Genomic DNA, 14,100 nt, shown 5'->3' on the forward strand with positions numbered 1-14,100 from the left:
TCCTTTTGCTTTCATTATACAAAAAACCTGTTATTTGTCTTCTTTAAGTTTTTCATAGGAAGCCAATGCCCTGCTGGCTTCTTCTTCCATACCTTTTTCCTTGTAAATCAGATACATTTCCTGATAAATGTTGATGAAATCAGGTTTCATCGTTAAAGCCGTTTTCAGTTCTGACAATGCTTCGTCCAGTAATTCCTTTTTATGATACAGTATACCCAGAGCTACATGAGCCTCTGAATAATTCGGATTTTTTCTCAGTTCTTCTTTTAAAACAGCGATGGCTTTATCGAGTTTTTCCTGGGGGACCTGCTGTATAAACTGGTCCAGGGTTTGAAAGTTGGATTTTGACAGGGAATGGTGCTTGTATTTTAGATACACAAAAGATGAGACGGAGATTAAGAGCAATATAAACGCAGCTCCGATAAAGAGAAAAAACAATTGTCGTTTCATGGTCATGGTTCTATTGTTTTGAAATTCTCCATTTAAATTTAGAATTTATTTTTGTAATAATTTAGTCTTTTAAAAACTTCCAACAAAGAAGAGCATTGTTGCGCAGGGGCAGGTTTGAAACCTGTCTCTACCAGACAATAGTATTCATGCAGAGGGTTTTTTTAAAGACCTAAATAGTTACTTGTTTTTAACATTTTTTGACCTCAATGACTCTGATTACACCAGTCGTATCCCCAATTCATTCAGTTGTTGTGCATCAACTTCCGATGGTGCATTCGTCATAAGGCAAGTAGCTTTCTGCGTCTTCGGAAATGCAATAACCTCACGGATATCATCAAGCTGCAACAACAACGTAACCATACGGTCGAGTCCCAGGGCAATCCCCCCATGAGGAGGAGCGCCATACTTAAGCGCATCAAGCAAAAATCCAAATTTCGCATAAGCGCTCTCGTCGTCTATCCCGAGCAAACGAAAGACTCTTTTCTGAACTTCCGGCGTGTGAATACGGATGCTGCCGCCGCCCAGTTCCACACCATTCAACACAAGATCATATGCACGAGCCTTCACCTCCAGGGGTTTCGCCTCCATTGAAGGAAGGTCGTCAGGATGCGGTGAAGTAAACGGATGATGGAGAGACTCATACCGTTTTAGATCTTCATTATAATCGAACAAAGGGAAGTCCACGATCCAGGAAAAATTAAATGTACGGGTATCAATGAGTTTGTTTTTCTGTCCCAGATGAAGCCGTAGCTGCGCAAGTGACTGAGAAACCACCTTGGGTTTATCAGCAACAAAAAGAAGCAAATCACCCCTTTTCGTTTCCATATGTCTTTGTAACCTTTCCTGAGTTTCTGCAGGAAAGAATTTCGTTATCGAAGAGGACAAACCGGTTTCCTCCACCTTGAACCATGCAAGTCCTTTTGCCCCAAATTGACCGACAAAGCCTGTTAAATCATCTATATCTTTCCTTGAGTAATTCCCGCAGCCATTCGCATTGATACCTCTGACCTGTCCACCCGACCGTATCGTATCCAGAAACACCTTGAAGTCTGATTTCTGAACGATGTCAGATACGTCCTTTATCTTCATGTCAAAGCGTAAATCCGGGGCGTCACAGCCATACGAGACCATCGCCTCCCGGTACGAAAGACGTGGAAACGGGGTGGTGATCTTCTTTCCAATAACCTTATCGAAAATCGTCGCCATGAGTCCCTCGATAACCTGAATAATATCGTCTTCGTCCACAAAGGACATTTCCATATCCATCTGAGTAAATTCAGGCTGTCGCTGGGCACGAAGGTCTTCATCGCGAAAGCAACGCACGATTTGAAAATAACGGTCATACCCGGCTACCATGAGAATTTGCTTGAAAAGCTGAGGTGACTGAGGCAATGCGTAGAACTTCCCCAGGTTGACCCTGCTGGGCACTAAATAGTCGCGTGCCCCTTCCGGGGTGCTTTTTGTCAATACCGGCGTTTCGATATCCACAAAATTCAACCGGTCCAGATACTCACGGATTGTCTGGCAGACTTTGTGACGAAAGATCAGACGTCGCTGCATTGCAGGGCGTCTTAAGTCCAGGTAACGGTGTTTCAGCCGTAATTCCAGGGACACCTTGCTCTCATCCGTTATCTCGAAGGGCGGCGTTTCCGATTTATTGAGTATTTCAAGGGTATCTGCGTACACCTCTATTTCTCCCGTGTCAAGATTGTAATTTACGGTACCCTCCGGCCTCGCAGAAACAACCCCCTGTACCGCCACAACATATTCAGGTCTCAATTGACCGGCAGTTTCGTAGAACTCCTCACCTCTGTCAGGATGAAAAACCACCTGCGTAGTACCGTACCGGTCGCGCAGGTCAATAAAGAGTAACCCGCCGTGGTCGCGGACGCTGTTTACCCAACCAACAAGCGTAACAACCGATTTCACGTCTGCCATCCGTAACTGACCACTGGTATGCGTTCGTTTCAATTTGGACATGGTATATCAACTATCTCCCGGTAATTCAAAATCTGGTAACAATTGAGCTTTTTGATAAATTCGCACATCTATAGGTAATCGGCACGAAATAAGATACGCCGCACGGGTGGTTTATCGTTCGGCGCTACCTTTTTCAAAAGACTATCTTGTTGCAAAATTTTTTAACTCTTTGCAGACTACCCCTTATTCAGAAACCACTTGAGTACCTCGTTTTGTTTCAGGGATACTTCCTCCCCCGTCTCCATTACCTTGATCTTGACCTCGCCGCGCGCCAGTTCGTCAGGGCCCAGCACAATAACATATCTTACCCCCGCTTTATTTGCCGTACGCATCTGCGCTTTCAGGCTTCTTCCTTCATAATCAAAATCTGCGGAAAGATTGGCGTTTCGCAAAAGGTTGAGCAGACCAAAACAGTGCTTCTTGGTTTCTTCACTGACGGAGACAACATAGATCGACGGGGACGGACCGCAAACTTCCTGAGAAATGGATTTGTGCTTTGCCATAACATTTTCAAGCGCAAGGATCGTTGCCTCCATCCCGATAGCAAATCCTACGGAACCAATAGGAGGTCCCCCAATATCAGAGATCAGATTGTCATACCGTCCGCCGGCACAGATCGCATCGCGCGCACCCAATGACGAGTGGGTAATTTCGTAAACCGTCTTGGTATAATAATCCAGCCCCCGCACCAGATGGGCATCTGCAATATAAGGAATACCAATCTCCAAAAGCGCCTCCCTCACTGCTTTTGCGTGAGACAAACATGCATCACACAAATAATCATTGATTGAAGGCATGTGATGACTGATCGTCTTGCAGGCGTCATTTTTGCAATCGAGGATTCGAAATACATTCCGGCCGAGCCGTGACCGGCAAAGCTCACACAGAGCCTTTTCGTGTTCACAAAGCTTTTCCTTCAGAATATTCCTGAAAACAGGCCTGCACTGCTCGCAACCAATAGAATTAATCTTGACTTTGTACCCTTTAAGGCCGATGCGGTCGAATATCCTGGTTGCCACACTGATCGTTTCCACGTCAAGCAAGGGATCTGTTGCGCCCACCGCCTCGATCCCCATTTGGTGGAACTGGCGGAGCCGGCCGGCTTGCGGACGTTCCTTTCTGAACTGCGGGCCGATGTAATAAAATTTTTGAAATTTTTTAGTCTTGTACAATTCATACTCTAAGTATGCCCGCATAACAGGCGCCGTATTTTCCGGTCGCAGGGTTATGCTTGAATCTTCGCTATCAGAAAAGGTGTACATCTCCTTCTCAACAATATCCGTAGCCTCCCCAATGCTTCTGACAAACAAACGGGTATCTTCAAACACAGGGGTACGGATTTCATAATAACCGCAGAGTTCAAACTCCTGTCGCCCGGACTCCTCAAGATTTCTCCATAATGTCCATTTCGTTGGCAGGACATCCTCTGTGCCCCTGGGCGCTTTAAAGGTATACCCGACCTTCTTTTCCGTATTTACTTCCATTGCATCAATCCTATTGATCCCCACAAAGTTGTCCGGGAAAACTGCTATGATTTGTCCTCTTCCCTATTATCATTCGGCAGAAACGGTGTTGATAACCATAGTTTCTTCTCATGATGCGATAGGGCAAAGCAGGTGTGTTTTATTATAAAGTACTTAATTATACCGATCATGAACCAATATGCAAGGCTTTCTTTCCGAGGCGATGTCACCCCGGAAGGAGTTTGGAGAAGGTCAAAAAAAACTTTAATCCCTCTAAGCCAACGAATACAAGTCATGCTTATTAGACCAAATACCATCTTTCTTATCCCTTTGAGCCTTTTTTACTCTTTCCTTGACCATTTCTTTTGTCTGCCATTTCAATCCCTCTATTTTATAATGCCACTTCTCTACTTCATTTGTAGGGCAGATTGAAGTGTCCCAATAGGTCGTGTAGTGCTTTATATTCCATTTATTGCGCCCGTCCCGCTATGTTCGCGCTTATTGAACCAACCGATCTTAAAGGTTGATCTATTAAATTATACCCTCGATGACTTTTTATCTGTAAGGCGGCGAGCTTCACCGCTCTACAACCGCAGTTTTGAAATCCCTCATTCATCAAGTTATATCTTTGGTGATAGGGTGGCATGGACTTCGCCGCAATGGTTCGACAGGCCTACTAGGGGCAGGTTTGAAACCCGCCCCTACACGGCGTGGGAAACATGGTTATTGCTGGGAATTTTTCGTAAACTAAAGGGCAAGGATTGGCTGAGTTTACCAGCCGCTACCAGGTACAAAGCTATGCCGGAGAGGGGAAGATCCATGCCGTCAGCCATTCGTTGCGGGGTGGTGAGGTCATTGAGGCTGGACATTTACGATTTCACGCACTCCCCACACCGGGGCGCACGCCGTGTGGTATCTCATACTCTGTGCCCGGTTGCGTGTTTACCGGTGACGCCCTCTTTTGCGGTACGGCCGGCAGCGCCGGTTCGCTAAAAGAGGCCAAACGCCAGATCGACCATATCCGCAGACATATCTTTTCCCTGCCTGACGAAACGATGGTCTTTCCTGCCCATGGGCCTATGACCACCGTGGGTATTGAAAAATACGCCAACCCCTTTTTTAGATAAGAGGGGAGGATATGTGTGTTTACACAAAAATGTAATACTATAAAATTACAAAACTGGAGACTGGTTTGAATGAAACGAACTCAACATTCCAGGTTAAATTAAGGTCGTGATTTATTTGATTTATTGAGCATCGTCTAACGTTGAGTAAGTTCCACACGGACAAACGGAGTTTGTCCGTGCCACCCTGTTTGTCAATTCAGAAGATTCGCTAATGGCGAATTCTTTGAGTATAGGGACAATCCCTACATTGCCTCCTTCGTGCATGCTATTTTTTATTAGCACAGAAGTTTTTCAAAAAACGAAAGTGATACCATTATTCTTAAAAAGAGCCGTCGCTTTATTGTGGTGCGGACCCCTTATAATCCAGCAACGGCAGAGAATGCGCTGCACGATCTAATCGATGTTGTAATTTACCATAATAACGTTAAAATATATTCCTGTTATTTCATCCTTGAAAGAAACCGACGTTAGATTGAGAGGGCATAATGTGTGGCTATCGGTATTTTAACCGCCTAAAATTTCAGGCACGTGCCCAAATTGAGCATAGCAATAAGACCTATGCGGCGGAATTGTTTGACATCTCTTTGCGAGGTGCTTTATTGCATTCCATAGTTCCACTTCCTCTTACCAAAGGAACTTGTTGTGCACTGAAAATTCATCTTCCAACATCCCATATTTCTTTAAAATTTCATGCGGAACTCGTTCATCTCAATGAAAATAATTCCGGATTTAAGTTTTTAGATGCAGATATAGACACTATGACCCATCTGAGAAATCTGCTGGGCTACAATACCGGCAATCCCGACCAAATTACTGATGAATTCCATTTCTGGCTGGATTCCGTTTGATACTATTGCTGTAGTCACAGATTTTTCGGATCACACGGATTAAATATTCATGTTTACGACAACCTGCATCTGAGTGGTGCGGTAATTATGGAGGCAAAAAAGTCATCTGACATGTATTGCATGTGTTTGTGGGATATAGGAAAATATTTTAAAAGTTTGTCATAGTAGTGTATGGTATATCATTGTCGTATTACCGCATAAAATCTTTCTTTTTTTGCGAGTTTTTTACATGCCCCAAATCCCCCTTGTTAGGGGGATTTAGTTGCGGTTTTGCTGCGCTGGGAATATTCTCAAATAGTAACGCTACCATCTTTAGCTAAAAGCGGATTGCTGACAGCAGACTGCTCTTTGTTAAGATGTCTCATAAAATCGCCTAAATTTTTAATACGATCTTTCCAAAATTTTCCCTGTTTATCATCTTCTGCTGTGCAGTGGCAGCATCTTTTAAGGGAAATGTGCTGTCGATTACGGGTTTCAACCTTCCCGATTCCATCAGGTCCAAAACGTCAAGCAGTTCTTTTTTACTGCCCATATAACAACCGATAATCGCATGTTGCTTCATAAACAAAAACCGGATATCCACGGCAACCTGAGGTCCGCTCGTCGCCCCGCACACTACCATCCTCCCGCCTTTGGCAAGGCATTGCAGATTCTTTTCCCATGTATCGGGTCCGATATGCTCAAAGACGAGATCCACCCCCTTGTTATTGGTTAGCGCCTTTACACTCTCGGCATAATTCTCTTTCGAATAATCTATAACCTCGTCAGCACCTAAAAGTTTCGCCTTTTCTAATTTTTCTTTTCCCCGGGCAGTCGTGATCACGCGGGCGCCTGACAAACGGGCTATCTGGATAGCGGCGCTCCCGATACCGCTGCCTGCGGCATGGATAAGGACGCGCTCACCCGGCTTAAGTTGCCCCCGGGTAATGAGCATGTGCCATGCCGTTAAAAATACCAAAGGGACGGCTGCCCATTCCTCAAATGATAGTTTATCGGAGACGGGAATGATATTGTCGACATGAGCCTTTGCAAACTCGGCATACCCTCCCTGCACCTGAAACCCCATAATCTTAAAACTGTTGCACATACTATCGCTGTTCGTAATACAATACACACACTTCCTGCAGCGGATACCGGGGGCAATGATGACCCTGTCACCCGGCCGAAAATTTTTAACTTCAATCCCCACCTCAGCCACTTCACCGGCACAATCACAGCCCGAAATATGCGGCAAAGGGATCCCGATGCCGGGCAATCCCTGACGTACCCAGATATCCAGATGATTGAGTGCGCATGCCTTTACCTTAACCAGCACTTCGTATGGAGAAATTTTCGGTTTCTCCATATCTGTATACGTCAGTTTATCCACTCCGCCATGCTCATAAAAAACCATCGCCTTCATACGATTTCTCCTTATAAATATTGAGTTAATTGTTTCACCTGTTCACAATCAAAATATCGCTCATTTCTTTACCCTGGATAATCTATCGTGAGCACAATAAAAAGTCGTCATTGCGAGCACGTTCACATCGCCTAGTGTAACCTCCGCGAAGCAATCCAGTCGCTGGCGATTACTTCGAGCGGTCGCCTTCACAATGAGACTTGCATGTATACTCATTTGTTACGTCTCCTATATGCATAACGGTCAGGATCTTCACACCATATTCTTCAACGGACAAGCCGTTGGTTACTATGAATCCTCAGGGATCACCACTTTATTTCATTTTTCTGTATTCCAAAATATATGGAACCGCGGGTCTCATCATCAGCCGATTATCTCAGATAATTACCAAAACAATATCAATTTTTTTTTAAATATTCCAGAAAATACTTGATTCAGACGTTTATTTAAGGTATCCTAACCCCGAATTTAACGCCTTTTATTTAATCATTTTTTGAAAGGAGGTTGTTGGATGAATAAGCAGGAGTTGGTTGAAGTCGTGGCAAAAGAGTGTAAAGTGTCGAAGGCTTGCGGAGAAGCAGCGGTAAATGCCGTTTTAAACGGTATAAAGAGTGGTGTTAAGAAGAGCAAGGAAGTACGCCTGATTGGCTTCGGTACTTTCTCGGTAAGAACCAGAAAGGCACGGAAAGGCCGTAATCCGCAGACTGGCGCTGTGATTAATATTAAAGCCAGTAAGGCGGTAAAATTCACTGCAGGACAGGACTTCAAAAACATCGTCAACAAATAGAATATTCCTATCCCCCTACACACAAACAAAAAAGCAGGCATCAGCGCCTGCTTTTTTGTTTGCCTCTTATAGTTATTACCCCACAATATCTTTCTTTTTCGTAAATTTTTTCTATCCGTTTGACAGAGGGGATTTGGTTGAGGTGTTGCTGCGGTTGTATACATTGCAACGTTTTGCTATGTTTTATCCACAGACGTCTCAACAGACTCCAGGGTTTGCTGCCTGCGGGTGATCCTCCGGTCGTTCTCGGTAAGCAGTTTTTTTCTCAACCGGAAGGTCTTCGGGGTAATTTCCACTAACTCATCATCTTCGATATACTCAAGGGCCATTTCCAATGAATATTCTCTGGGCGGCGGAAGCTTAATTCCCTTTTCTGCTGTAGCACACCGGATATTCGTGGCTTTTTTTGCCCTGACAACATTCACGGTAATATCGTTTTGCTCACAGTGCTCACCCACAACCATCCCTTCATACACCCGGTCTCCCGGCTTGATAAACATAATGCCTCTGTCCTGCAGACCATCAAGGGCATAAGCGGTTGCGTCACCGTTTGCCATAGAGATTAACACCCCCTGGATACGATGTGCAATATCCCCTTTATACGGCTCGTAGTCATAAAAATTGTGGTACATTACCGCTTCTCCGCGGGTAGAACTCAGGAGACGGTTTCTCAGACCAATCAAACCCCGGGAAGGCACTTTAAACTCAAAGTGGGTAATGTCCTTATCCGTATCCATACTCAACATTTCCCCTTTTCGCGCCCCCATCATGGAGATAACTTGTCCCTCATATTCTTTGGGCACATCAATTACCACATATTCCACCGGCTCCGCCTTTTCTCCTTTCAGTAGCTTGAAAATCACTTTGGGTTTGGAAACCTGCACCTCGTATCCCTCACGACGCATGTTCTCAATCAGCACGGAAAGATGCAAAAGTCCACGTCCTGATACACGAAAGGCATCCGGCGTTTCCGTATCATCCACTTTAAGGGCAACATTTGACCGGAGTTCCCGATACAGCCGTTCCCTCAGATTCCGGCTCGTCACATATTTACCGTCCTGTCCACAGAAGGGGGAGTTATTCACGGAAAATATCATGGAAAGAGTAGGTTCATCGATACTAATCTTCGGCATAGCCTGGGGATTTTCTACCGACGCAATCGTATCGCTGATGTCAATGTTCTCTATGCCGGTTAAGGCGACGATATCACCTGCCTGAGCTGATTTGATCGGCTGCCGCCCCAGCCCGGTGAAAGTGAATAATTCAGTCACCCTGTGCACTGTCTGCCGGTTGTCTTTGTCAATCCGCGTAACCTGCTGTCCAGAGCAAATACTGCCCATAAATACCCTGCCAATACCTATGCGGCCCACATAGTCATTATAATCGAGCGACGTTATCTGCAGTTGCAAAGGAGCATTCGGATCGCCAGCCGGTTTTGGAACGTAATGCAATATGGTATCGAGCAACGGTGTAATATCCACATGCTTGTCCTCCAGGGCCCGTTTCGCGTATCCCTCACGGCCACTCGCATAAAGTACTGTGAAATCCAACTGCTCGTCCGTTGCGTTGAGTTCAACAAAGAGGTCGAATACCTCATTCAGCACCTCTTCGCAGCGGGCATCAGGACGGTCTATTTTATTGATAACCACGAGAGGTCTGAGATTATAACTCAACGCCTTGCGGAGCACAAACCGTGTCTGCGGCATAGTTCCTTCAGCCGCATCAACCAGCAGCAATACCCCATCGGCCATTTTAAGAACGCGCTCCACTTCACCGCCGAAATCAGCATGCCCTGGCGTATCAATAATATTAATTTTTACCCCTTTGTAATTAATTGCGGTATTTTTCGCCAGGATCGTGATGCCGCGCTCACGCTCCAAGTCGTTGGAATCCATTATCCTTTCTACGTTTTGAATCTGCTGATTCGACCGGAATGTACCACTTTGCTTGAGCAATTGGTCAACAAGGGTTGTCTTGCCATGATCAACATGGGCAATAATTGCCACATTCCGCACATCGTCTCTCACTAATTGCGTCATATCGCTCCTTAAAAATACTACAGAGTATTATGCAACCAACACTGCACGGTTGCTAAAATAAAAAGGCCGCAACGAAAAATCGTAGCGACTTAAAAATAATTCCTGTCTCTCTTCTGTCTGAAAACGATGCTTTATCATCCCTTGTTTAAAGATATTGCAAACGAAACCTGATGCGACTGCGCCTTAACCCAATCCCTCCCCGTGTGAAGACGCAGGAGGGTATAAAATTTCAGAAGAGAGGTTTTACACGCTAATACCGCAAGCTTCTTCCTCGCTGTCATAACAAGGACAATTTCCCTTACCATCCACAACGATCATGTCTCGCAATTTGCCTGCCGGCTTTTACATCGTTTTCATAATATCAGATATTAACGTATGAATCAAGAACGGATGGCAATTCTTTTATCGCATCTTGCCTTAGAAACTATTTTTCTGTAGGTTCCAGGTGGTCTCAAGGACTGATTGCATGAACCTTCCAGATTACTCCAAAGCCTTCTTAACGTGGCTATCGGGGTATTCGTGACAAGATCTCTTCAAATACGACACATCCTTCAGATGTTCTCTTGTACGGTTTTGGTTATATCCGGGTGCTTTTATCGGGTATCCGGTGGATCCTGAACCTCCTGGATCCTCACGAAAAATGTATGGGAGCTAGATTGAAGGCGATGAAACAAGGCATCTGCTTGTATGAAACAGACCCCTAAATTCCCTTTTCCAGAGGGGCATCTTGTTCTCCCTTCTAAAAAGAGAGACCGGAGGATGTGTCATAAGGCAGCAAATGTTTCGTCTCTTACCGTACACATGAAATGCACTGGAAATTCCTTCGAGAAAACTAAACTGTTACCAATTCTCTGAAAAATGATAACAGGTTATTTAACCCCTAACAATCTTCGTTAGTGTTAAAACAATTAGCTTTACATCCGTGAAAAAACCGCTGTCTTCAAGATACTTTTTATAGAGTTTTATCTTTATGGGAAGAACTTCTCTTATATAGCCATCTTCCGGGTCTTCAAATTTTTCTAAAACACCTTCTTCATCTCTGAATTCGATTGTTGCATAATCCGTTATGCCCGGTTTTATCTTCAATATATCCTGATAATCGTCTCTGAATATCTCAACATATTTTGGGACTTCGGGCCTTGGACCGACGAGACTCATATCGCCCTTAAATACGTTAATAAGTTGTGGAAGTTCATCGATCTTGGTTTTCCTCAAAAACCTTCCCACCTTAGTAATTCTTGGATCACCGACAGCAGTAACCTGAAGGCCCTTTTGAGAAGCATCCGTGATCATTGTCCTGAATTTGTAAAGCTTAAATAGCCTGAAACCTTTCCCAACACGTTTTTGGATGAAAAAGACAGGCCCCCTGCTATTACATTTGATCAGAAATGCTATCAGGACAAACAACGGCAAGCATACGATCAGTCCAATTACGGAAAAAACAAGGTCAAATAAACGTTTCATGTATATTATCCCAAAATATTCCTCACGGCTTCAACTACACGCTTCAGGTCTTTCTCGCTCATCTTTGTGTAAAGAGGCAGACTAACCGCCCTTTCAAACAAGTGTAACGCATTGGGGAAATCTTGTGGCTTAAGGTTGTACGTATCACGCCAATAAGGCTGAATGTGCAAAGGTATAAAATGGACACTACAACCAATCCCCTTTTCCGCCATCATTTCGATAAAGCGATCCCGGGAAACAGGCGCTTTATCCGACAGGCGAAGCACATACAAATGCCACGCATGGATATCGCCCTCCGGCGCTTTCGGTGGTAATACAACGGGTAAATCACCGAAAACGCTGTCATAATAAGCGGACATTTCAGAACGACGCTTCTGAAACGCCCTGGCTTTCTTAAGTTGCTGAATTCCCAAACTGGCAGCGATGTCCGTCATATTATACTTAAAGCCAGGCGCTATTATCTCGTAATGCCAGGAGGGTTTCTTCGAACTGTACCGATTAAACACATCCCGGTCAATTCCATGCAGGCGCATCACCCGGCAGCGTTCAGAAACTTTTTTATTTCTCGTCACAACCATGCCCCCCTCGCCCGTAGCTATGGTTTTCGTTACATAAAAACTATACACGGTAGCATCGCTGTCAAACGTACCAATTAATTTTCCCTTATAGGTAGTAGGCAACGCATGCGCAGCATCCTCCACCACCTTTAATCCATGTTTTTGGGCAATCTTTATGACACGATCCATATCACATGCCAACCCTGCAAAATGCACCGGAATAATTGCCTTTGTGCGGGATGTAATTGCACTCTCAATCTTTGCCGGATCAATATTGAAAGTATCGGGTTCGATATCAACAAAAACCGGATGCGCATTTAAATAGCGTACCACCTCAGCTGTAGCGGTAAAGGTATACGGTGTTGTAATAACTTCATCGCTCTCTTTTATGCCCGCTGCCTCTAAGGCAATATGCAAACCTGCAGTAGCAGAATTTACTGCGATCGCCTCAACGCCGTCACCAACAAATGCAGCAAAATCCTGCTCAAAACGCTTTGCTTTTGGTCCTGTTGTCAGCCAGCCTGAACGTAGTGAATCCATCACTTCTGCAATCTCTTCTTCGCCAATGTCAGGCAAGGCGAAGGGCAAAAAATCATTCATGAATAGTATCCTCTCACCACTTGTATAATTCTATTAGAAATTGAGTCCAACACCCAACGACACTACATTTTTATTAAGGTTGCCCAGACTAACGGTATCATCGAAAAGCGTATACGTATAATCAAACTCCGCAAACCACCAGTTTTGGGGAGTATATTTTATATTGAAATGAAAATTTACCCCGTCCACTTCTTCTGCAGATACCAGCGCTTCGGTAACTTCCCGAAATTTTACGTGCGAATAATAGGTATCGATGGTCGTATTAAATCGGTTCTGTTTGAGAACATATTTTAATCCAAAAACTGTATAAAAAAACGCGTTATTATCATCCCTGCGTTGCTCTTTTAAACTTCTCTCTGCATAAACTTCAATCGTTGAAACCGGGGTTATGTAATACCGGTCGCCTAAAATTACCTCCCATCCTTCAAAATTTTCTACAGGGCTTCCACTCTTATAATCCGATTTTTTATAATGAGTATTCACGTATACGTCATGTTTTGGATTAATTTTCCAATCTACACTGAATGGAATATCCGTCCTGGTGCTACTGTATTCCTCATAATTATAATACTGCCAATAGGAGTAAAGAAAACCAGAGGAAAGTCTAATAGGGAAAAAAGGATGAGTATATTCAACCGTTGCACCGATTGTGTTTGAGTTATATTCACTGCTTTTAAATGTTTCTTCCTGATACCTTACAACATCATTTACATATTGAACAGAAAAATCCAGATTAGAGATGAAATCGGGAAAATCCAGAGCAAAGGTTGCGAGATTTCTGGTAATGTTTGCTTTAGGCGTGAAAGCATTCACACCCAAATCTTCGATAGGGACTCCAATAACAATAATATCACCGTAAAATCTCCTCTGCACACCGGGCGGGATCGTATATTTTCTTATCTGGTCGGCGATACTAAATTTAAAATCGTTTGGGAAGGCAAACTCCAATACCCCTTTCAGCGACTGATTGATATGATCCCTTTCCTGTACGCGTTCATAGGTATAAATTTCAGCATCATAATCGAGGTGAGTAAGTAAATTGTCAAAAACGGGATATACCAGTCCTACATCGGCTTTATGAGAAGTATAAAAATCAGAAACCTCGTTCGTTGGGGCGCTGAATACATTGTCGTCAAAAACCTCATTTATCTTGTAAGACGGTTTTATCCCAACGGGACCGACATGCAAATCATGGTATAATAAGGAAATCCTTTCCATGATATCAAAAGTCTCTGTATTTGTTGATTTACTTAATTCAAGATTATCAGGATATATATCCTCACAAAATACGTGAGAAGTTTTAAATAATACAAAAGCGACTGCTAGTCCTAAAACAAGCGAGGTTTAAAAAACCTCGCCAATCATCCTAAATTCAGCCCTATT

Annotated in this window: 12 protein-coding genes; 3 read left to right on the forward strand and 9 right to left on the reverse strand. The window is 44.0% G+C overall.

The window, feature by feature from the left end; all coding sequences use genetic code 11:
- Positions 1-30 precede the first annotated feature (30 nt).
- The 3 genes from BIY37_RS11195 to hisS form a co-directional block, all read right to left on the reverse strand.
- Entirely contained in the window at positions 31-450 is a 420-nt protein-coding gene (locus BIY37_RS11195; protein WP_179129381.1) for a tetratricopeptide repeat protein, read from the reverse strand.
- 216 nt (positions 451-666) lie between these two features.
- Positions 667-2,430 carry an aspartate--tRNA ligase gene (gene aspS / locus BIY37_RS11200; RefSeq protein WP_070067935.1) on the reverse strand — a complete coding sequence of 588 codons (1,764 nt, stop codon included), beginning with the start codon at positions 2,428-2,430 and terminating at the stop codon, positions 667-669.
- A gap of 176 nt (positions 2,431-2,606) precedes the next feature.
- Positions 2,607-3,914 (reverse strand): histidine--tRNA ligase, encoded by a 1,308-nt coding sequence (hisS, locus tag BIY37_RS11205; protein WP_070067945.1) that lies wholly within the window; start codon positions 3,912-3,914, stop codon positions 2,607-2,609.
- A gap of 740 nt (positions 3,915-4,654) precedes the next feature.
- On the opposite strand from hisS, the gene BIY37_RS11215 reads away from it, so the two are divergent.
- Together BIY37_RS11215 and BIY37_RS11220 are read left to right on the forward strand one after the other, a co-directional pair.
- Positions 4,655-5,020 carry an MBL fold metallo-hydrolase gene (locus BIY37_RS11215; protein WP_070067937.1) on the forward strand — a complete coding sequence of 122 codons (366 nt, stop codon included), beginning with the start codon at positions 4,655-4,657 and terminating at the stop codon, positions 5,018-5,020.
- A 485-nt stretch (positions 5,021-5,505) separates the two neighbouring features.
- Positions 5,506-5,868 carry a PilZ domain-containing protein gene (locus tag BIY37_RS11220; protein ID WP_070067938.1) on the forward strand — a complete coding sequence of 121 codons (363 nt, stop codon included), beginning with the start codon at positions 5,506-5,508 and terminating at the stop codon, positions 5,866-5,868.
- 373 nt (positions 5,869-6,241) lie between these two features.
- Here the strand turns inward: BIY37_RS11220 and BIY37_RS11225 are convergent, their stop codons facing one another.
- The gene (locus BIY37_RS11225) at positions 6,242-7,270 is read right to left on the reverse strand and encodes a zinc-binding dehydrogenase (RefSeq protein WP_070067939.1); all 1,029 of its coding nucleotides are present in this window, start codon (positions 7,268-7,270) and stop codon (positions 6,242-6,244) included.
- Between the two features lie 60 nt (positions 7,271-7,330).
- Positions 7,331-7,486 carry a hypothetical protein gene (locus BIY37_RS13565; RefSeq protein WP_179129382.1) on the reverse strand — a complete coding sequence of 52 codons (156 nt, stop codon included), beginning with the start codon at positions 7,484-7,486 and terminating at the stop codon, positions 7,331-7,333.
- A gap of 295 nt (positions 7,487-7,781) precedes the next feature.
- Here BIY37_RS13565 and BIY37_RS11230 point away from each other — a divergent pair, with 295 nt between their 5' ends.
- Positions 7,782-8,057: an HU family DNA-binding protein gene (locus BIY37_RS11230; protein WP_070067940.1), complete on the forward strand. Its 276-nt coding sequence runs from the start codon at positions 7,782-7,784 to the stop codon at positions 8,055-8,057.
- A gap of 176 nt (positions 8,058-8,233) precedes the next feature.
- Here the strand turns inward: BIY37_RS11230 and typA are convergent, their stop codons facing one another.
- The 4 genes from typA to BIY37_RS11250 all read right to left on the reverse strand — a co-directional run bounded on the left by typA (position 8,234) and on the right by BIY37_RS11250 (position 13,935).
- A complete protein-coding gene (gene typA, locus BIY37_RS11235) occupies positions 8,234-10,096 on the reverse strand; it encodes a translational GTPase TypA (protein WP_070067941.1) in 1,863 nt (620 codons plus the stop codon).
- A gap of 873 nt (positions 10,097-10,969) precedes the next feature.
- On the reverse strand, positions 10,970-11,560 hold the full coding sequence (locus BIY37_RS11240; protein WP_070067942.1) for a sugar transferase: 591 nt from the start codon (positions 11,558-11,560) through the stop codon (positions 10,970-10,972).
- A 5-nt stretch (positions 11,561-11,565) separates the two neighbouring features.
- Positions 11,566-12,717 (reverse strand): DegT/DnrJ/EryC1/StrS family aminotransferase, encoded by a 1,152-nt coding sequence (locus BIY37_RS11245; protein ID WP_070067943.1) that lies wholly within the window; start codon positions 12,715-12,717, stop codon positions 11,566-11,568.
- Between the two features lie 33 nt (positions 12,718-12,750).
- On the reverse strand, positions 12,751-13,935 hold the full coding sequence (locus tag BIY37_RS11250; RefSeq protein WP_070067944.1) for a hypothetical protein: 1,185 nt from the start codon (positions 13,933-13,935) through the stop codon (positions 12,751-12,753).
- Positions 13,936-14,100 lie beyond the last annotated feature (165 nt).

The organism is Candidatus Brocadia sapporoensis, assembly GCF_001753675.2.
Classification (GTDB): Bacteria; Planctomycetota; Brocadiia; order Brocadiales; family Brocadiaceae; genus Brocadia; species Brocadia sapporoensis.